The sequence below is a fragment of the Emticicia fontis genome, assembly GCF_054779675.1.
Window position 1 is genome coordinate 149,690 of record NZ_BAAGXU010000002.1, and the last position, 19,583, is coordinate 169,272.

17 protein-coding genes are annotated in these 19,583 nt (G+C 39.6%); 2 read left to right on the forward strand and 15 right to left on the reverse strand.

Features of this window, described 5'->3' with window-relative positions; translation table 11 throughout:
• Positions 1 to 9: 9 nt before the first annotated feature.
• The 10 genes from ACYVFA_RS01765 to ACYVFA_RS01810 form a co-directional block, all read right to left on the reverse strand.
• The gene (locus tag ACYVFA_RS01765) at positions 10 to 1,461 is read right to left on the reverse strand and encodes a beta/alpha barrel domain-containing protein (protein WP_460470068.1); all 1,452 of its coding nucleotides are present in this window, start codon (positions 1,459 to 1,461) and stop codon (positions 10 to 12) included.
• Positions 1,462 to 1,480: 19 nt separating this feature from the next.
• Positions 1,481 to 2,866, reverse strand: coding sequence for a glycosyl hydrolase (locus tag ACYVFA_RS01770; protein WP_460470069.1), 1,386 nt, complete (start codon positions 2,864 to 2,866; stop codon positions 1,481 to 1,483).
• A gap of 11 nt (positions 2,867 to 2,877) precedes the next feature.
• The gene (locus ACYVFA_RS01775) at positions 2,878 to 3,732 is read right to left on the reverse strand and encodes a sugar phosphate isomerase/epimerase family protein (RefSeq protein WP_460470070.1); all 855 of its coding nucleotides are present in this window, start codon (positions 3,730 to 3,732) and stop codon (positions 2,878 to 2,880) included.
• A gap of 138 nt (positions 3,733 to 3,870) precedes the next feature.
• The gene (locus ACYVFA_RS01780; RefSeq protein ID WP_460470071.1) at positions 3,871 to 4,800 is read right to left on the reverse strand and encodes a sugar phosphate isomerase/epimerase family protein; all 930 of its coding nucleotides are present in this window, start codon (positions 4,798 to 4,800) and stop codon (positions 3,871 to 3,873) included.
• A 305-nt stretch (positions 4,801 to 5,105) separates the two neighbouring features.
• Positions 5,106 to 5,594, reverse strand: a complete 489-nt coding sequence (locus ACYVFA_RS01785; RefSeq protein WP_460470072.1) for a CAP domain-containing protein — start codon at positions 5,592 to 5,594, stop codon at positions 5,106 to 5,108.
• Between the two features lie 114 nt (positions 5,595 to 5,708).
• The gene (locus ACYVFA_RS01790; protein ID WP_460470073.1) at positions 5,709 to 7,127 is read right to left on the reverse strand and encodes a serine hydrolase; all 1,419 of its coding nucleotides are present in this window, start codon (positions 7,125 to 7,127) and stop codon (positions 5,709 to 5,711) included.
• 260 nt (positions 7,128 to 7,387) lie between these two features.
• The gene (locus ACYVFA_RS01795) at positions 7,388 to 8,224 is read right to left on the reverse strand and encodes a DUF4097 family beta strand repeat-containing protein (protein WP_460470074.1); all 837 of its coding nucleotides are present in this window, start codon (positions 8,222 to 8,224) and stop codon (positions 7,388 to 7,390) included.
• Positions 8,225 to 8,226: 2 nt separating this feature from the next.
• A complete protein-coding gene (locus tag ACYVFA_RS01800; RefSeq protein WP_460470075.1) occupies positions 8,227 to 9,096 on the reverse strand; it encodes a DUF4097 family beta strand repeat-containing protein in 870 nt (289 codons plus the stop codon).
• 20 nt (positions 9,097 to 9,116) lie between these two features.
• A complete protein-coding gene (locus ACYVFA_RS01805; RefSeq protein ID WP_460470076.1) occupies positions 9,117 to 9,968 on the reverse strand; it encodes a HEAT repeat domain-containing protein in 852 nt (283 codons plus the stop codon).
• Positions 9,943 to 10,488, reverse strand: a complete 546-nt coding sequence (locus ACYVFA_RS01810; RefSeq protein WP_460470194.1) for an RNA polymerase sigma factor — start codon at positions 10,486 to 10,488, stop codon at positions 9,943 to 9,945. Before ACYVFA_RS01810 ends, ACYVFA_RS01805 begins: the two co-directional genes overlap by 26 nt.
• A 492-nt stretch (positions 10,489 to 10,980) precedes the next feature.
• Here ACYVFA_RS01810 and ACYVFA_RS01815 point away from each other — a divergent pair, with 492 nt between their 5' ends.
• Both ACYVFA_RS01815 and ACYVFA_RS01820 read left to right on the forward strand, forming a co-directional pair.
• Positions 10,981 to 11,934 carry an aldo-keto reductase family protein gene (locus ACYVFA_RS01815; RefSeq protein WP_460470077.1) on the forward strand — a complete coding sequence of 318 codons (954 nt, stop codon included), beginning with the start codon at positions 10,981 to 10,983 and terminating at the stop codon, positions 11,932 to 11,934.
• A 46-nt stretch (positions 11,935 to 11,980) separates the two neighbouring features.
• Positions 11,981 to 12,499, forward strand: a complete 519-nt coding sequence (locus tag ACYVFA_RS01820; protein WP_460470078.1) for a hypothetical protein — start codon at positions 11,981 to 11,983, stop codon at positions 12,497 to 12,499.
• 5 nt (positions 12,500 to 12,504) lie between these two features.
• Here the strand turns inward: ACYVFA_RS01820 and ACYVFA_RS01825 are convergent, their stop codons facing one another.
• The 5 genes from ACYVFA_RS01825 to ACYVFA_RS01845 all read right to left on the reverse strand — a co-directional run bounded on the left by ACYVFA_RS01825 (position 12,505) and on the right by ACYVFA_RS01845 (position 19,423).
• Positions 12,505 to 12,804: an AtuA-related protein gene (locus ACYVFA_RS01825; protein ID WP_460470079.1), complete on the reverse strand. Its 300-nt coding sequence runs from the start codon at positions 12,802 to 12,804 to the stop codon at positions 12,505 to 12,507.
• A 36-nt stretch (positions 12,805 to 12,840) separates the two neighbouring features.
• On the reverse strand, positions 12,841 to 14,163 hold the full coding sequence (locus ACYVFA_RS01830) for an acyclic terpene utilization AtuA family protein (protein ID WP_460470080.1): 1,323 nt from the start codon (positions 14,161 to 14,163) through the stop codon (positions 12,841 to 12,843).
• A 10-nt stretch (positions 14,164 to 14,173) separates the two neighbouring features.
• Complete coding sequence (locus ACYVFA_RS01835) at positions 14,174 to 15,469, reverse strand: CitMHS family transporter (protein WP_460470081.1); 1,296 nt, start codon at positions 15,467 to 15,469, stop codon at positions 14,174 to 14,176.
• A gap of 74 nt (positions 15,470 to 15,543) precedes the next feature.
• Positions 15,544 to 17,517: an alpha/beta hydrolase domain-containing protein gene (locus tag ACYVFA_RS01840; RefSeq protein ID WP_460470082.1), complete on the reverse strand. Its 1,974-nt coding sequence runs from the start codon at positions 17,515 to 17,517 to the stop codon at positions 15,544 to 15,546.
• Between the two features lie 304 nt (positions 17,518 to 17,821).
• Positions 17,822 to 19,423, reverse strand: coding sequence for a carboxylesterase/lipase family protein (locus tag ACYVFA_RS01845; protein WP_460470083.1), 1,602 nt, complete (start codon positions 19,421 to 19,423; stop codon positions 17,822 to 17,824).
• Between the last annotated feature and the right edge of the window lie 160 nt (positions 19,424 to 19,583).

Sequence of the window (19,583 nt, forward strand, 5' to 3'; positions counted from 1 at the left end):
TATTAAGATTTATACTTGCTCTTTAATCTGTTTTAATTTATCTGCGATATCTAAGTTTTTATACAATGGGTCTAATGGGAAACAGCCCGAAATCAGGCCATTGCGTGGAGCTGTTGTACAGTCTGAGAATGTACGGCAAATCAGTTTGCGCTGCATTGGTCGGTTGTTCAGGACATCATCAGGTAGCGTTGGATAGGATAGCACCATACGGCCTAAGCCCACAAAATCGGCCATATTGTTTCTTAGTACATATTGGCCAATGTTTGGCAACCAATCCTGTGCATATGAGTAGGCTGAACCCACTATTACCAATTCAGGGAAAGCCTGTTTTAACTCGTTGGTTACATTGATTTGTCTTGCTACACCCAGAAATGGTTCTTCTGGTGGATAATACCCATCAGAAGGTGGAAATGTAGCAGGGCGCATGAGATGTGGGTTATAGTAAGGGCTACCCACCGTAATGCATATCAACTGAATGCCTAACTCTTGTGCTAATGCCAGAAATGCTTTAGGCTCTGTCAAATCAATGGTTGTTCCCTGACCAGTTCCACCAAAGGCATAATTATATTCTTCTCCGGCTGAGTAATCGGGTTCTCCTTGCCCTTCACTGTCCTTTTTGAATGGCACCCAATCAAAAGCACTCAGGCGGATACCCATTTCCAGCCCCGGAGCGTCTCTTTTAATGCCTTCAACGATATTTCTCAGGAAGCGGGTACGGTTTTCGAAACTGCCGCCGTATTTTCCTTCACGGTTGAAAGAGCTCAGGAATTCATGTCCTAAATACCCATGACAATGTTTTAGGTCTACGAAATGAAAACCCGCTTTTTGTGCCAGAACAGCCGCCTTTACAAAATCCTCTACCAAACCATCTATTTCGTCGTCGGTCATTAAGGGATAGTTATCTGCCAGGTGATATTTCTTATCTAATATCGGATGATTATAGAGAATTTTAGACTCGAACTTTGTATGACTATTAGGTTTACAGAATCTGCCGGAGTGAGTCAATTGCAAACCGACCACCAAATCGTCTGTATTTCCAAACTTCTCGGCGTGCTTACTCATCACCATTTGAAAAAGCGCTTCAAATTCAGGGAGATTTGCCTCGTTAATTAATAGTTGATTAGGATTAGCGCGTCCATCATGACGAACAGCCGCTGCCTCGCAACCCCATAATAATTTTGCACCACTGATGGCGAAATTCTCCCAACGTCGTTTGGTATATTCACTGGGCTTGCCGTCTTCGGTTCCATCCCAACCCTCCATAGGCAGAATACAGAAACGATTTCCAATCAATTTGCCCGATTTTAATGTCAAAGTCTCGGCAAAGGGTGATTCTGAGGCATCCACTAGTTCATCGTCAAAATTCAAATCAACCTGCCCGTCTGCCAGATATTTTCGCAAATCAGCTGTTGTCTTTAATTGTGCTACTCTGGTATATTTAGGTTTAAACTTGCCACTCATAATTCAAGTCGTAAATTTTTTATATGCTTAAACAGTTGTAAAAAGTATAATAGCTGTCGTTGTCAATTATTTTTTGTAAGTAAAGTGCCACCTCACGAGCGTGGTAATCTCCCCACATACTTGATTCGCCATAGGCAATTTTGCTACCCTCAGGCACATAATCCCAGCCATTCGGTTGGTGATAAATAGAATGCAATAAAATACCCTGATGATTGGGGTTGGTGCTTAAATAAGGTTCCTGGAAAATGGTATCCAACACTGTTAAGCCTGTTTGCCAGTACTTTTCTCCGGCTTCTACTTCGCCTTTGTTGATCAGGTATCTACCCAAACGCAATAATCCTTGTGCTGCAATGGCGGCCGCTGAACTATCAACAGGCTCGTAATCATTAAAAGGGTTGGCTGGTTGGCTCAGGTAATCTCCTAATTTATGAAGATTTGGTGCGCCAGTATCCCAATACGGAACACCATCAACGGGAGTGTGCTCAATATAAAAATCACAAGTGGCACGGGCAGCTCTTAGCATATAGTTTTCAATTACCACTCGCCCTCCATATGGTTCTAATTCTTCATCGGTGAGAATAGACAAAAATTCCAGTTCTTCGGGGAAACCACAGATTGCCCAGGCTAATCCACGTGTCCAGGTTGAAAATCCTGTATATCCTTGCTGTGAATTCGGGCAACGGAAATTGCCATCTTTGGTATTAAAGATACTTTCGTGAGCCGTCCGCCCCCAGATATCGTAAGAATCGCGACCTTCGCCATAAAACACTGAATAATCGGCAGTGGCTTTGATATGAGCTAAGGCTCTTTCTAATAAGCTGATTTTCACATCGCCCTCAGCCTGAAATACATGGCCTAGTTTATAACTCAACATCAAAGCGCGGCACGAACGGATGGTATCAACAAATAGCGAGTGTGCCCCATTAAATGAATGAATAAAACCACCGGTTTTAATGGTCGTCCAGCGGCTGGCCTGTACTGCTCCTGATATTTTCAAGGCTAATTCGTAGAAATTCTTTTCCCACTTATTCGATTCTATCTTACCTTCTTGCATCAAACGCAATAGATTACCATAGGTACTCACATTGTTGAAGCCATGGTCGTGTACTCCTATATGGCTGATATGTGGTGCCATCACTTCTATGGTTTTCTGACGACCCATTTCCAGAAATTTAGTATCGCCTGTGGCATCAAATTGTATGATGGCTGAGCCAAACTGAAAGCCTTGCGTCCATTCTGTCCAGCCGCGGGTGGTGTATTTTCCAGCGGCAGTAAAAACAGGTGAACCTTTGGCAACATCATAGTTTTGTTCGATAGAGGAAATTTTCTCGGCAGAAAGCTCCCAGAACCTTTTAAGTTTTTCGGATAAGTCGGCAGGTTTGAGCTTATAATTAATACGAATCATCAGAGATGGATTTATTTTTTCAGATTTTTTAAATAGGCAATGGTCTGTGGTACTTGTGTGGCAATATTTGAACTTTCGTCTTCTATATAATAATGTTCAACTCCGGCTTTTTTAGCTGCTATCAGAATCGAAGGAATATCCAGTTGTCCTGTTCCCAAAGGCACATCGTGTTCTGGTGATGTTCCGCCCGACATATTACCTTGTACGCCTTTTTTCAGGTCTTTCAGGTGCATCAATTTGAAGCGATTGCCATATTTATTCAATATAGCGGCAGGATCTTGACCCGGGAAGAATGTCCATAGAATATCCATTTCAAAACTCACATATTTCGGATCCGTTTTTTGAACGATGTAATCGAAGAGTGTTCCACCTTCATAAGGCTGGAATTCATATCCGTGATTATGATAGCAAAAAGTAAGGCCGTACTCATCTTTCAGGATTTTACCAAAATTATTGAAGTCTTCAACCGTTTTTTGTGCCATCGCCAAAGTAAAATCTCCTTGGTGAGGTATCCATGCGACCCTAACAAAAGAAGCGCCCAAAGTTTTGGCATTCTGCGCTACCTCGGCTATTTTGTTTTGCAAGTCAGGATAACCAACTCCATAAGAAGAGCATTTGATACCTCTGGCATCTAATAAAGCGCGCATTTCCTGTGCTGTTTTACCGAATAAGCTTGAAAACTCCATGTCTGTAATGCCAAGCGTTTTGATAGTATCCAATGTAGCAGCGGCATCTTTTGCCAGACTTTTGCGATAAGTATAAGATACCATGCCGGGTTTATCAGGAAAAATCAGTTTTCCTTTTTGAGCAGCTAAGGGGCTGATGCCGACAATAAGTAATAGTACAGAATAAAATAGTTTATTCATAGGAGTAGTTTTTGGGAGTTGAATATAGTTGGACCCCACTCCCCAACCCCTCTCCCCAACAATGGGGAGCGGCCGCCGCGCGGAGGGGCTTAAACCTCCCTCCCTACTGTTGGGGAGGGTCGGGGTGGGGTGATTTTTTTACAAACCGTTATCTTTCAGCCAGCCTTTAAAGACGGTCAGGTCTTTTTTCATGGCTGTGGTAACAATTTTTGGCTCAACAGTAAGGGTTTTAGCACCATTTTCTGCACCGCCAAGGGCATATTCAAAGTGCATCGTGATGGGCACTGAGATATTATACTGTTTCAATAAGCCTAAGTATTTGCCATAATTGACTACCCCTTGCCCAAGCGGACAGCCCTCTTTTACCAACTTGCCGTCTTTCAATACTCTTCTGAAATCCTTTATGGCTATTGATTTAATATAGGGTTCGATGATTCTGAAACCAATTTCCCATGATGTTTCACTTTCATGCGTGGCATGATGCACGTCGTATTGGCAACCTAATAATGGGGAGTTGATTCTTTTTAGAATCGGCTCAAAATCCCAGACAGTAGCACCTAAGAATAATCCTGCGTGGTTCTGGTATTCGCCTGAAATATTATATTTCTTATTCAAAGCAGCTACTCCTCTCATTTTTTCTTCAAAGGAAGCTACCTGCGTAAGAATATCTTTTTTGAGATCGAAACCATACCAACCCATCCGGTAATGTTTGATACCCAAAGAGGATGCCGTCTTTAAAACCAACTCTGTAATCGGGTTAGCTTCAAGAATATTGGTTACAATCATAGGTACGCCAATATTAGCTTCTTTGCAGGCTTCAACTACCTTGGGTAGGTCATCAGCTACTCTTTCGGGGAGTACGTGTCCATCAGGACGGACAGTCAGATCAATGCCATCGAAACCGATTTCAGCAACGGTTTCGGCCAGTTTATTGTAGTCAGGAATCCAATGGAGTGTTTTTGAAAATACACTGATTTTCATCTCATTGGCTGGTTTGGCAAAAACAATATTATTTTTTGCTAAAATACTACCAGTTATGGCTGTGCCTATAAAATGTCGTCTGTTCATGCTTAAAATTAGTAAAATAATTCTGATAGAAGTACAATTTATGGGCTGAAAAATTTAAAGAAAAAATCTAATTTCTAATATTTTTTATGGCGTGTTATGTAATTTCCAATTGAGAAATCCCGTAGGGATGATATATCGGTAGAAGAATCTTTAAAAACAAAATCAAGTCCCGTCAGGGACGATATATTAATATACCGTCCCTGACGGGACTTGAAATTATAAGATTAAATCGACTTCTACCGATATATCATCCCTACGGGATTTTTATAAGAAAGTCTATCTACTAATAGTACTACTTTACAGTATTACATAGCTCGTTGATTAATAAAAATCTGGGTAAAATAAGGATACCCGTCTTTGCCTCTCACCACTCCTATGCCTGTGAGGTTATAGTTGCCTTCTATGTTTCTACGATGGCCCGGGCTTTTTACCCATTCTCTTACTACCTGCTCTGCGGTGAACTTACCAAATGCAACGTTTTCGGCACAGGCATTGGCATTATCAATTTTCCGCATCACTTTATCCATGCGTTCATCGAAACCATCGTGCCCGAATGGAACTCTGCCTCTACCCATATCTTTGCTATGCTTAGTGGCAGCGTCTGTAATAAGCGACACCATCTGTAAAGGTTTCAGGCGTTTAGTGGCTCTATAAGCATTGATTTCGGTCAGGATAGATTGCTCCATCACCGTAAAATCTTCGTCAGAAGTATTTTCTTGTGCACAGGATGGAGTCAGATAACTCATCAGCAAAAAGCTAAAGAGTTGAAGAAATATGGTATGTTTGGTTTTCACTTTTCTGAAGAATTAATTTGACTCATTAACGTTTCAGAATCATGAAATGTTTTATTAGCTGATTATCTCACTCATAAAACTTTCTAAATGGTTCTTCTATATTAATACTCATGCCTATTTACTCAATTTCTCAATCATCTGTCTGGCATTGTTGTTCAAAGGATTTAATTCCAATGATTTCTTATAATTGCTGATTGATAATTCTTTATTTCCGGCAATCATATATGCTTCACCTAAACTATCGAAGGCATTGGAAGATTTAGGGTTTTCTTCAGCATTCAGCGCAAAGAACTGAACTGCCTCATTTATTCTTTTATTATTCAATAGATAATAGCCTAATGAGTTAAACTCACTTTCACTAAAATAAAACCGACCACTATCCTTAGCATTTTTCAGACGTTTATAATTTTCTATTGCAGGTGTCATTCCGATTGTGGTCGACTCCTCAATAATTTTATTCGCCCATGATTTCTTTGGCACCACATAAGGCTTACCCGTTAATACATTATTGATTCCCTCACGAAGCTCTCCGGTTATCGAATGGCGGACATTGCTAATGAAAATAATTGTATTATTCTGTTCAGGCTGACATTCAATATAAGAACGAAAGCCACCAAAACCACCATCGTGCTGTATAATCTTAATGCCGTCTTTTTCTGAAACAAACCAGCCAAAACCATAGCCTTTCTTTCCATACATTTCGTCGGGATTGATAAATTTATCAGAAGTAAAGGCTTTTTCTATGCTTTTCTTTGAGATGATAGTTGGGTGATACAACATTCTATCCCAAAGGTATAAGTCATTTACGGTTGATACCACTGAAGCTGCTCCACCAATAAATGTATCATAGTTATTCTCATCGCCAAAAACGTAGTAGCCAACTGCTCGTTTTCTATCTCTTAAAGCTGCGCTATTCACATAGGTATTTTTCATACCCACAGGAACAAACACATTTCTGGTCAGAAAATCATTCAGCGTTTCTCCTGATATTTTTTCTATTAGCATACCCAACAAGGTATATCCGGCATTGCAGTATTCAAATTTTTCTCCGGGCGCAAAATGTAAGCTTTGTTGTTTGAGTAAAATATTAAATACATCTTTTTCATTCATATCAGGATAATCTCCGAATAGTGCTAAACCTGAAGTATGATGCAGTAAATGTAAGATGGTGATTGGCTGCATGAAGTGTGGCAGTTCAGGAAAGTACATACGGATAGATTGATTGTATTGTAATTTCCCTTTCTCTTCCAGAATCATAATTCCCATAGCTGTAAATTGCTTACTAACTGAACCTATATAGCATGGGGTGTCAGTTGTAAAAAGTTCTTTCGTTTTCCTATCTGCATAACCAAAACCTTTTTTATAAATCATTTTTCCGTGGTCTATCACCACAACCGCCCCGGAAAACTGTCCGTCCCGATGGATAGTTGATAGAAAAGTATTAATCTTCTGGCTTTTACTTGGGATTTTCTGAGCAAAGTCTGAGAAACAAACAATTAAAGTGAGGTTTAGAGTGATTAGTAATTTTTTCATTTTTGACGAGCTAAGGAATGACTAATCCGGAATTATTTCGAACAGTGATTCAGCGTTTAGGATGAGATTAGATGCGCAAAGTTAGGCACAGTTCTGAGAATAGCTTAAAGGGTAGGGTTTAATTTGCGTTTCATTCAGGATTTTAATACGATAAGTTGTGCAGATATAAACCAATAAAAATCTTTGTAATTGTGCAATCCGGCAGTATACCTACCGGATTGTGCTTTTTCATAATTTTGTAAGAGCAGCTTAAAGCCGGATTATTTCGCTTTACGGATATAGATATTTCCGTGCATATTTTTCATCATTACTTCGCTACCGCCGCCATTTACTTTACCTTGAATCCACTCATCAATACTCACTTTGTACATTCCATTCTGGCTGCTGCGGACACCCTTTGGAGCAGATTTATCTATGTCTATGTCAAAATCACTGTACACTTCTCCACGGTCTGATTTTACTTTGGCATTCATTTTAACTGTGGCCGGAAAAGTAATATCTACATTACCATTCAGGGTTGTGAAAGCCATTGGCGAATCTGTCACACTTTTGAAATTCGCTTTTATTACACCATTTACCGTATTAGCCACTGCTGAGCCTGCAACGTTGGTCATGGTAATATCACCATTCACATTATTAATTTCCAATTCTCCGGTTATATTATCAATCATAATGTCGCCATTATTAATAGTGCTTACCTTTAATGAGAACTGTTGTGGTACTTTAATAATCAGGTTAATTGATTGACGGTGGCTACTTGAGTGGACATTTACTTTATTGTTTTTCTCTTCGGCTGAGAGTTCAAGGCCATTACGTGGAGAAATACGTTTCATACCCGTGGCTGACTCATCAAATTTTTCTTTTTTATTGGAATTAGGATTGCTAATAGTTTCGGCATCAATGATTACTTCCTTTCCGGCATATCCTGTTACTTTGATTGAGCCATTGATTAATCCTACGTTTAATGACCCTGATTTGGCCGGGTCGCTTAGTGGTACCACCAGTTGTTCTTTGATTTCGTTCTGAGCAAATGTGGGTGTGATTTTAATAATCGACATTAGCACTAAGACTGCGATGATTGCTTTACTACTTTTCATGTTTACGATTGTTTTTTAATATAAATGTTTCCGTTGAACGTTTCGAATTTGAATTTTCTGCCCCCATTGCCAATGCGAATGGCGGTATTTTTATCGAGCTTGTAGACTGTTTTGTCGCCTTTATGCTCTATGTTTTTGGTCACTTCAGGAGCCAGTACTTCAGTATCAGGGAAATCGGTAAAGAATTCACCATTGAAACTCTTGAACTGTAAATCGCCTGAGAATGAGGCCGGATAAGTTACTCTGATATTACCGTTGAGTGTATAGTAAGACGATTTTTCAGGAGGACTCGCCAGATAATTGATTGTTACATCGCCATTTATCGTATGCACTTCGGTAGCTCCTTTGGCATTAGCTAAAGCGATACCTCCATTAATATTGTTAGCTTTAATTGCACCTGTTATATCTTTTACCTCAATATCTCCATTGTTGACAGTTGATACATACAGGTTAATATCAGCAGGTACTTTTACTGTAAAATTCAGATTGGCACGATACTCAATTCTGCGATCCCAGTTGCGGTTGTTTCTTCTTTCATCATGGGGCCTTGTATACCAGGGTTCAGAGATATATACCAGAATACTATCGCCTGTTTCTTCAAACTCTAATTTGAAATCCCGCTTACCTTCCTCTACAATATCCTGTGTTTTGCCAGAAATTGTTTTCTCAATTTCAATCATTACTTTGCTGCCTGAATAACTTTCTACTTTAATGAATCCGTCGATATTACGGACAGCCAGTACGGTTTGGTTAGCAGGCTTTTTCAGGTCAAATTGTTTACTGAGATGTTCTTTAAACTCTGGCTTCTGAGCCGTAGCAGGGGCACAAGCGAGCACCACTCCTGCTAAAAGTAGGATTAATAAATGTTTCATAATTTTGTATGCTTTTTATTTTAAACTCTGTAAGATAAAGCCTTGAGGGTCTCTTTGATTTTGGTTTTGACTATGACATCGGTATCGTCTTTTTCCAACAATCGTTGCAATGGCTTGATAGAACGTTTTTCTTCCAGTTTCACCATTACATCAGCCAAGGCAGCCTGCACCAGCGGGGTATCCTGTTTTAAGATAGATTGCACCAGGCCTTCTCTTACTTTCGGGTTATCGCCCATCTGCGCCAGTGCTTCCAGGGTTACTAAACGTACGTTTACGTTTTCGTCATTATTTAAGGTGCTTAAGAGTGCTTCCAATACTTGTCCGTCAACCTTATCTATTTCTTTGGTATAGCTTACGGCTTGCAGGCGCTCAGTGGCAGAAGAATTCTCTTTCTCTAGTAAGGTAAGCATCATCTTCTGATTCATTTCCTGTACCTGATTCGACAAGTCTTTTATTTGTCCCTGATAATCAGGTGTTTGTTGTCTGCTCAGGAAATAGCCGCCACCCAGACCTATCAGTAGAAGACACATACTATATGATACTCTCAACAAAAGCTTTGGTGTAAAAAAAGCTTCCAGGTTATTTTTCAGGTCTTCCCAGAAAGCCGTCTTCTTCACTTTCCTGGTCTCGTCGCCTTTAAAGGTTTCGAGCATAGTGTAGAACTGAATCGGGACATTATCGCTTGGCTTTGGTACGGCAATATTGCCCATTACTTCCCAAAGCTGGCGGGTCGCTTTCAATTCTCTCTGGCAATCGGGGCACTCGTTCAGGTGGACTTCAAAAGCTGCCCTCTCAGCTGCCGGCATCTGGTTGTTCAACCAATCTACCATCATTTCACTGGCATTTTCACAATTCATGAGCTTTGCTTCCATTTTCAATTTTTAAAAAGTGTTTTTTTAATTCATTCATGGCCCGGTGCACTCTTACTTTAATGGCACCTTCGGTAGTATTCAGTATTGTTGCAATTTCTTCGTATTTCAACTCCTGATAGCGACTCATAATGAGTACTTCTTTGTGTTCAGGACTTAATTTATCGATGGCCCGTTGCAACATTTCTGTTTCTTGTCTTTTTTCTAATTCTTCGTCGGCTGTTGCGCCTCCGCCTACTCGTTCAGCATATTTTTCCAAATCATAATGCTGCATCGAATGTCTGTTCTGCCTATAAGAATCGTTTATCACATTACGTGCTAAATGATACATCCAGGTATGAAACTCACCTTCAGCCGTAAAAGTATGTCTGTATTTCAACATCCGATAAAATACATTCTGGACCAGGTCTTCGCTAGTCTGGGTATCACCTGTCATGTGATAGAGAAACCCAAACAAAGGGCGATGGTATCGCTCAAACAGGAGACCCATTTTGTCGAGGTCACCAGCCTTTACCTGGAGCATTAGTAGATTATCTTGTGTATTCACACTTTTAAGATATGTTGGTTATCAAATTCGAAGTGGAAACTGTGTAATGGGAGAAAGGTTACAGGGAAATTTTAAAAAAGTTGTAAAATTTTATTGAAGTTAAGGTAATTAATTGATAATAAGGAATTTGTAAAAAAAATATTTCGATAAAATGTTAATTGCCTTAATAATTTTGTTATTCGCTTCGCATAGTTGGAAGGCTGTTACTTTTTTTACCTGCAAAAAGTAACCAAAAAAGCAGCCATCATTCAAACTCACTCAATTAAAAATCTGTAAGATTTTTCCTAATAACAAGATACAATCTCGATTTATAATTGTGCTCAAACAGGAATGACGTTTTAAGGTTACAATTTTTAGTTGTTATTTTATTCTAAGTTAAAATATCAATCTTGTTTAATAAAATGGTTCTACTGATACTTCTACATTTTTTCTTTACTTTCGCAGAAAATCTATCATCTAATCATACACATGAAATATCTGACATTCAGTAATGGCGATTTAATGCCTGCTTTGGGTTTAGGAACCTGGAAATCGGCCAAGGGAGAAATCTATCAAACTATCAGAACAGCCATAGAGATTGGCTACCGTCATTTTGATTGTGCTTTTATTTATGGGAATGAGGAAGAGATAGGTTTGGCTATTACTGATGCCATTAAAAATCATGATGTAAAACGCGAAGATCTCTGGATAACCTCTAAACTCTGGAATAACCGCCACCGTGCAGCAGATGTGCAATCTGCCATCGAAGCTTCCTTGAAAAATCTTAAATTAGATTATCTGGATTTATACCTGATTCACTGGCCTGTAGCTTTGGTCTATGGTGTGAATTATCCGCAAAAAGCTGATGAGATGATTAGCCTGAGTGATTTACCTTTAAGTGAGACATGGCAAGCGGTTGTTGATTTAAAGGCAAAAGGATTAACCAAACATATTGGCGTTTCTAATTTCAGTATCCAAAAAATCAGTCAATTAAGAGATGAAACCGCGGTTTTACCGGAAGCATTGCAGGTAGAATTACAACCTTTTCATCAACAAAAAGCATTGGTAGAATTTACAAAACAAAATAATATAGCCATTACAGGTTTTTGTCCATTGGGTTCAGCTGACCGACCTGCCAGCAGAATTTCACCCAATGAACCTAAGTTATTTGAGAATGAAACAATTTTGGCCATTGCTCAGGAAAAAGCTTGCTCTCCTGCACAAGTAATGCTGGCGTGGGCTGTGAACAGAGGTACTTCTGTTATTCCAAAATCAGTGAATCCAAGCAGATTGAAAGAAAATCTGGACGCAGCAGATATTATACTTGACGCCAATCAAATGGGCCGAATGAGTGATTTAGATAAACACTATCGCTATATTAAAGGTGATTTCTGGTGCCTGGAGGGTAGTGATTATACTTTGGAGGGGCTTTGGGATGAATAAACTAATGATTCTCAATTAATAACAAGACTTTAAAATTTGTAAGCGTATGTTTGCTGTGTTACCCATAGAGAGGTATTATGAAAAAATGTGTTTACTGCTAAATGCTAAACCTGAGCAGCAGTTTAAATTACTTGGACCAGACTGGATATTTGGAAAAATCGGCTGGAAAAACTGGACTAGAACGTGGATTGAAGACTGGATCTGGTTTGAGCATGGAAAATTGCCCAATGGAGAATACTGGGATGAAAATAATTTCTATAATTTAGTTTTAAAAGACTTGCCTAATCAAAAGGTTATGCTTTTGACAGATGAAGGAATAAGAGAAAAAAAATGCTTTAAATTTGATTTAAATTCTTTCTATGAATTCGTTGAGTGGTACGAAGATAAATATCAAATGGAATTTATGCAGCCTCATGATTATATAATCATATTAGAAAATAATATGATTAAGATTCTTCATCACGGAGGTGTTGTTTTAGAGCAAAATTCACCGATGATTGATAAAGAAATTAGTGACGGTATTGGCAAAATAATGGGGTTACTTCTGGCAAAAGGAAGTAGTTAGTTTCTCTAAATCTCCATCTCCAACAAAGCATAACTCAAAGTCTTCCCATGTGTATCAATCGCCAATGAAGTAGTCACGCCGCCCAAAAGTGCATTCTGACAAACGAAAAGTAAGGAATGAATATTTGGTAGTTCGTATCGGATGATTTCACCTGAAACGATGGTTGATAGATGATTTTTAACAGTATCAGCGGTTACAGTTGTGCAAAGCATTGGGTAATCTGATTCATGATATGGAATCAGAGAGAGCGTGAGTGTATTGCCTTTGTCTCCGGCACGGCTGTGGGCTATTTCGTAGAGTTTCATGGGGCTATTGAGTGATTTAGTGAATGAGTGATTTATTCACGACTGGAATAATTGAATTTGAGCTTGGATATTTTGTCTGTCTATCAGAGTTGATACTATACCTATTACCTCAGTTACGTATTTTCTTACACCTCCGCCGCCGGCTGGACCGTTGGTGTATAGGGCTTCTACTTCCTCTCCTATTAAGGTTGCATCAGTTGGGTTAGTGGCTTTTCCGGCTATTCTTAAACGGATTTCGTAGGGGGTTGAGGTATTATCAAAATTTGTTCTATGAATGGCGCTGCTTCCTATATAATCGATTCTCAAATCTGGGAATTGAGATTTCAGGCGTTTTTCAATTATTTCTCCTGCTAATTTTGCTCGTTCCAAAGCCGATGCGCCGGCGTAAGCAATTTCTCCTTCTCCTAAATAAAAGGCTTTGTAGCCAACGCTTACTTTATAGGTTTGTGGTTTGGGTTTACCTGTTCCACCTGTTACCTGTATCTGATTCTCTCCTATTTCTTTCAGATAAACTGTAGTAAAATCAGCGATTACATCAGGTGTATAATATTCGTGAGGATTAATGACTTCGTACAATAATTGTTCTTTGGCAGTTTGCAGATTTATTATTCCTCCAGTATCTTCTACTTTGCTGATAATAGCTGAGCCATCCGCCAATACATCTGCAAAAGGATGCCCGAGCTTATCCATATCCTCAACCGGCTTTTTTACAGGGTCTGCAAAATAACCTCCTGTAATATGTCCGGCGCATTCTAATAGATGACCTATTACTGTGCCTTTGCCCATTAAATCATAATTATCCGTTTGCCAGCCAAATTCGTGAATCATCGGGGCAAGAAATAAGGATGGATCCGCTACGCGACCTGTAATGATAATCTGGGCATCCGCCTGTAATGCTGCTAAAATCGCCTCTATGCCTAAATAAGCATTGGCAGAAATTAATTCTCCGCTTTTTCCCAATGGCTCATTAGTCTCAATAGCTGGGGTATCAGGTGAAATATTCGCAAAAACATCATCCCCATACACGGCTGCTACTTTTATTGTTAACCCTTGTTTTTTGGCAATTTCAATAATTTTCTTTGCGCCATCTATCGGGTTAGCAGCCCCCATATTGGTAATCAGCCTGATATTATTCTGAACCAGCAAAGGTAAAAGGCCTTCGATTCTTCGTTCAAGCAATGGGTCGTAGCCTTTGGTAGAGTCCTGCAATTTGCGTTTCTGGGCTAAAGCAATGGTACGTTCAGCCAGACATTCCAGAACCAGATAGTCTAATTCGCCTTTTTCGGCCAAGATTATGGCAGGTTCTAATCTATCGCCTGAAAAACCTGCGCCGCAACCAATTCTTATTTTTTGTTTCATAGCCATTCATTTATAGATGCAATGAGCCTGTCAGCAATGCTACAATCGTCATGACAATAGTAGTACCCCATGCCCATTTAAAAACAAATTTCTGATGCTCTCCTAATTCTACCTCTGATAAACCTATCAGCAAGAAAGTAGAAGCTGTTAGTGGGCTTAACGGAAAGCCTACGGTCATTTGCCCCAATAAAGCTGCGCGACCAATTTCTAAAGGGTCGATGCCAAATTGAGTGGCTGTCTGACTCAGGATAGGTACTACTCCAAAATAATAAGCATCTGGCGTGAATAACATACTGGCGGGCATACTTGTAAGTGCCGTAAGTGTGGGAAGCCAACCTGCATGGTGCTCAGGAATAAAAGAGACCAAAGTTGTAGCCATTGCTTCTATCATCTTGGAACCCGTCAGGATTCCTGAAAAAATGCCTGCAGCAAATATCATACTGGATACCATAAAGATATTTGTCCCGTGGCTTTTCAATATTTTTTGCTGATCTGATAGTTTGAAATAATTGACCAATAGAGCAATCATACTGGCAATAACAAATAATGCCGGAGCGGGAATCCAGCCTTTCATTAATGTTACGATTAGTGCTATTGTCATAATCGCATTAATCCATATCAATTTTGGTCTTCTTAATTCTCTTTGGGCTTCACTGAGGTTTTCGTGATGATTGTATTGAAAATCAAGTATTCCTAAACGTTTGCGTTCTCTTTTACCAAAAATATAAGCCACAAATAAAACCCAGACAATGCCACCAATAATAGCAGGAATATTGGGATTAAAAATATGAACTGCATCTGATTTAAGGGTTGAAATAGCTCTTGCCGATGTACCCGACCAAGGCACCAGATGCAGAGGGCCAACACTCAGAGCTACAATGCCCGATAATATCAATCGATTAATTTTGAGTTCTTTATAAATAGGCAAAAATGCTGAAAGGACTATCATAAAAGTAGCAGTCCCATCACCGTCCAGATGCACAATCATAGTCAGGATAGCTGTGCCAATGATTACTTTCATGGGGTCGCCTTTTACAGAACGAATGATAAAAGCAATAACAGGATCGAAAAGTCCTGCATCAAGCATAGTGGCAAAATACAGAACGGCAAACATCAGCAAAATACCCGTAGGTGCTACCTGTTTGATGCCTGCCAACATCATTTCACCCAGTTCTTTTGGTTTAAATCCTGCCAGCAATCCAAAGATAATAGGAATAATTACCAATGCTGTAATGACTGACAGGCGCTTGGTAATGATGAGAAATAAGAAAACAACAATGGTGGCAAATCCTAATAGGGCTAGCATTGGTATATTTATAAGATTAGGTTATAAGAGTATATTATTCATCAGGTGTCTACGAATAGAAAAAACCTCTGTCGTCAAAATAAATTCGTCATGCTTTCTGCCTTTTTTATTTCCCTCTCTGCATCTTCTTTCAGCATCAGGCCTTGTTTCACCATTTTTTTAGCGGCTTTCTTTACCAGCTTCACATAGTTTTCATGTGATTGATAGCGTTCTTGTAATGATAAACGGGTATCGCTGTTTACCAATCTCTCGGCTTTTGTTTTGGCAAACGGAATATACATACCTTCTAATACCGCCAGATCCCCTTCGCCATAACCTGCCTTACGCAGGCTCCAACCTGTATAAGTGCCTAAAGGCACTCGCTGAGTGAGTGTAGCCAACCCTCCTATTTCATTATTATCTTCATCTACCTTAGGTACTAAAACTGTATATTGTTTTTCTTTCTTGACAGTTGGGTTTTCGCTTATGATACCTGACATCATTTTTTCATCGAACTGAGGGCCGAAATCTCTTACCTGCAAGCCATCAACCAATCCTCTGAAAGGTACATTGAACATGGTTTGCCAGCCTATATCGGTAGACTTAGCCAGAGTTTTGTTTTTGATTGTCGGATAAATACTTTTGGGTGGCTTCTTCCCTTCTAATATCCATTGCTCCAGAGCAATCTGCAAAGCTCTCCAAGAATCGATATAAGAATTAGGATTTGAAGGAAAGCCAGTTACTTTATTAATATTTGAGCTGAATGCAGGTGAGTGTTGTGTACTTGAAAACAAGTAGATTCTGACATTTTCAGGTATTTCTAAATCTTTTCTCCCATAAACATCGGTAGTACGCAGCGACATTCGGGATTGCCAGTATTCGGTTGAACTTAAAGTATGCATTACTTTCGGAACAAAACCTTGTTTCTGACAAGCATCCAGAATACCTCCTTCAATTCCTGAAAGTGGATCTAAAGTACTTGACCAAGTAAAAGGAGGTTCATTGCCCGGAAAAAATACTTCCTCATGTTGCATTCCTCCTCCACCCGGGCGGCCAAAGCGGACATTCAGGGTAATTCTTCTGGGGCCAATGTGCACATTTAATCCCTCAAAAACAGGCTTATTCTCTTCATCGGCATTGAAACCTAAGTGTAAAAAACTACGCAGGAAATTACCACATTGTGATACCCCTACTGCCATAGCTGCTTTGGTTTGGTTAAGGATTGGGTTTTCTTCTTTTTGAGAATATCTCAAAAATGAAATCATATCTCTTGTGGCGGCAAATCCCAATCCCAGAACTAATGGATTTTTGGCTGTATAATCCAGTTCATAAATATAGTTAGGGTCGAAGCCACCTTTCAGTGAAATTTGTGTCGTGCTGGGTACACCCGGAAAGACATCTTTGGTGCAATCGGCAAAAGCCCAGTCTGAATTAGGAATCCTGACAGGTTCGTCTGCTGCATGAACGCGTTTGGTTAGTGTGGAGGTAGCATTATCTAAAGAAACTGTTTCATAAGCCTTATGAAATTGAGCGCTGAACGCCCCACCGCTTAGATTTTGTGTTGGTGTGGTTTCATTAACGATTAATTCAGCATGAAGCCTCCCGATAATCTCTTTGCCATTTTCGGTGGCTACGGGTACTTTAATTTTAATCTTGTTGTCGCCAATAATATCTCCTTGCCAGCCACCCCATAGATAAATGTATCCTCGTTTTAATAAGGTAGTATCTGCCCCACCGATATTTCCACGGTTGGGTACACTATAATACAATAGGTGATTGCTCTTGTTCAAATCAACAGGTTTCAGCAAAACGAATTCCATTTCGTATTCTACCATTCCTCTTTCATTTCGTGGCGCTAATGCAATATCCTGTATAATGGTATTGTGTATATCTGTTGGGCTCACTTCTCCAAAGGCTCGGCCAGTTAATCTCTGATATTGTCCGACAGCGCCAAACTGTTTACCATTGGCGTACATTTCGGTTTTATCAATGACAATCCGGATAATCTTCGCCTCACTGATAATTGTACAGAAAGATAGAGATAGGAATAGAAATAGTGTTTTTTTCATGGTTAAGGGTATAGGGGTTTAATTTTAACAAATAACTCTCTGACTAATAGACTAGCAGAGAGTTATTTAATAATGAATCAGCGAATATACTGCTGAAACTTATCAACCAAAATAATATTTGACAGAATCACCATCAAATATATTTATTCAACCAAGCGTATGAAACATTTTATTGAGTGAATGAGTGAGTTAGTGAATGAGTGATTATCATTTAGATTGAACCTCACAAATAAATGAGAAGATTATTTCTAAATATATGAGTGAATTAATCACTCAATCACTAACTCACTCATTCACTCAATGCTTATTGCTGCGCTACAACCTCTAATAATTCTTTATCGTGGTGGTAACGGATTGTACTTGTGTTATCGAAGAACATGGTTGCTCCTTTTTCTGCTGTATATGGTTCCCATTTGGGTAGGCCAGTCGCATTAGGATTACCTGTTTTGGCAAAGTTTATCCATGATTGGCTCATTTTTTCTGCCAAAGCATAGGCTTCTTTTCCACCTCCGGTCATTTCTTCGCAGCGGGCAATATTGTTGAATACAAAAGGAATTTCCATACAGTGCAAGGCTTTGTATTTACCGCCTAATACTGGTGATTGCCATGAGAATAAATACATATAAACCGGTGCACCACCTGAGGTAGATTTTGCTTTAGCCTGCGTAACAGCACCCGGACGGAACATTAAATCAATATCCATCAAATCAGATGGCTTTGTGTCATTCGGGAATGCTTTCTTTGCTGCTGCTATATAGGCATCTGTTTTATCTTTATATCTGTTTTTCAAAAAGTCATTCACCTTGTCGGCAGTAGCATTAGACATTCCACTGAATAAAGATGCCATAAATTCGTTTTTCACAGTTCCGATTAGCAATGGGACATTTTTAGATAGTTCAACTGCCTGAGCATCTGTAAATTGATAAGGCAGAAACTCCCCATCACGGCTTGGCCCCCAGCTTACGCCAAATGCACCCGAATTTTTGCCTTCAGCTTTCATTTTATCACCTACAATTTTCAGGGCTTTATTACCTGCCGCCACTAAATCAGCATAAGGAACTTTCTGAATATTGTCAATCTGGCCTGGCTCTATGTTCAAGGCTTTCAATACTTCTGCGCCAATCAATTGGGTATCAGATTTTTCGAGAAGTGTTGTTCTGAAAGCACCACTCTGGTTAACTGCTTTGTGGAATAAACCTTTGGCGCTTGGAGTAGCCATTAGGGTATTTACCTTTGCGCCCCCACCTGATTGTCCGAAGATAGTTACGTTGTTAGCATCACCCCCGAAATTAGCAATGTTTGTTTTTACCCAATCCAAGGCTGCCACCATATCTACAATACTCAGGTTGGCTGATTGTTTATATTTATCACCATACGCTGATAAATCTAAATAACCCAGAATATTTAAACGGTGGTTGATAGATACAACTACTACGTCGCCTTTCTTGGCCAGGTTTTCACCATCATAAGAGGGTAATTCCTGTGAAGAACCGGCAGTAAAGCCACCCCCATGTATCCAGAATAATACAGGGCGTTTTTTACCGTCGTTGATACCCGGTGTCCAGACATTCAGGCGCATACAGTCTTCATTGGTAAAGCCCCAGTCGTGATGAAATACAAACTCTGATTCGTCTTGTACGGTCGTAGTCGGAGTCATCAAAGGAGCAACCGGGCCATAAGTTAAGGAGCTACGCACGCCTGACCATGATTTAGGTTTTTGCGGAGACTCGAAGCGTTTAGCTTCGGCATAAGGAATACCTTTATAGGTATAAATAGTATTATGGATATAACCACGTACTTTACCAGCATCGGTGCTGGTAACGGCTACATCTTCTCCGGTTTGTAATTGTGCTGAAGCACCAGCCGCAAAGCAGAATGCTAAAAGCGATACGATGATTTTTTTCATTGAATAAGACTAGATTGGGATAGATATTGATATTTAGTGATTTAGTGAATGAGCGATTTAGTGATTAATTAAGATTAAATTCTGCTATGAACTTTAAGGTATAACAAGTGAAGTTGCCTTATGCAATTATTTAATCACTCATTCACTAAATCGCCGCAGC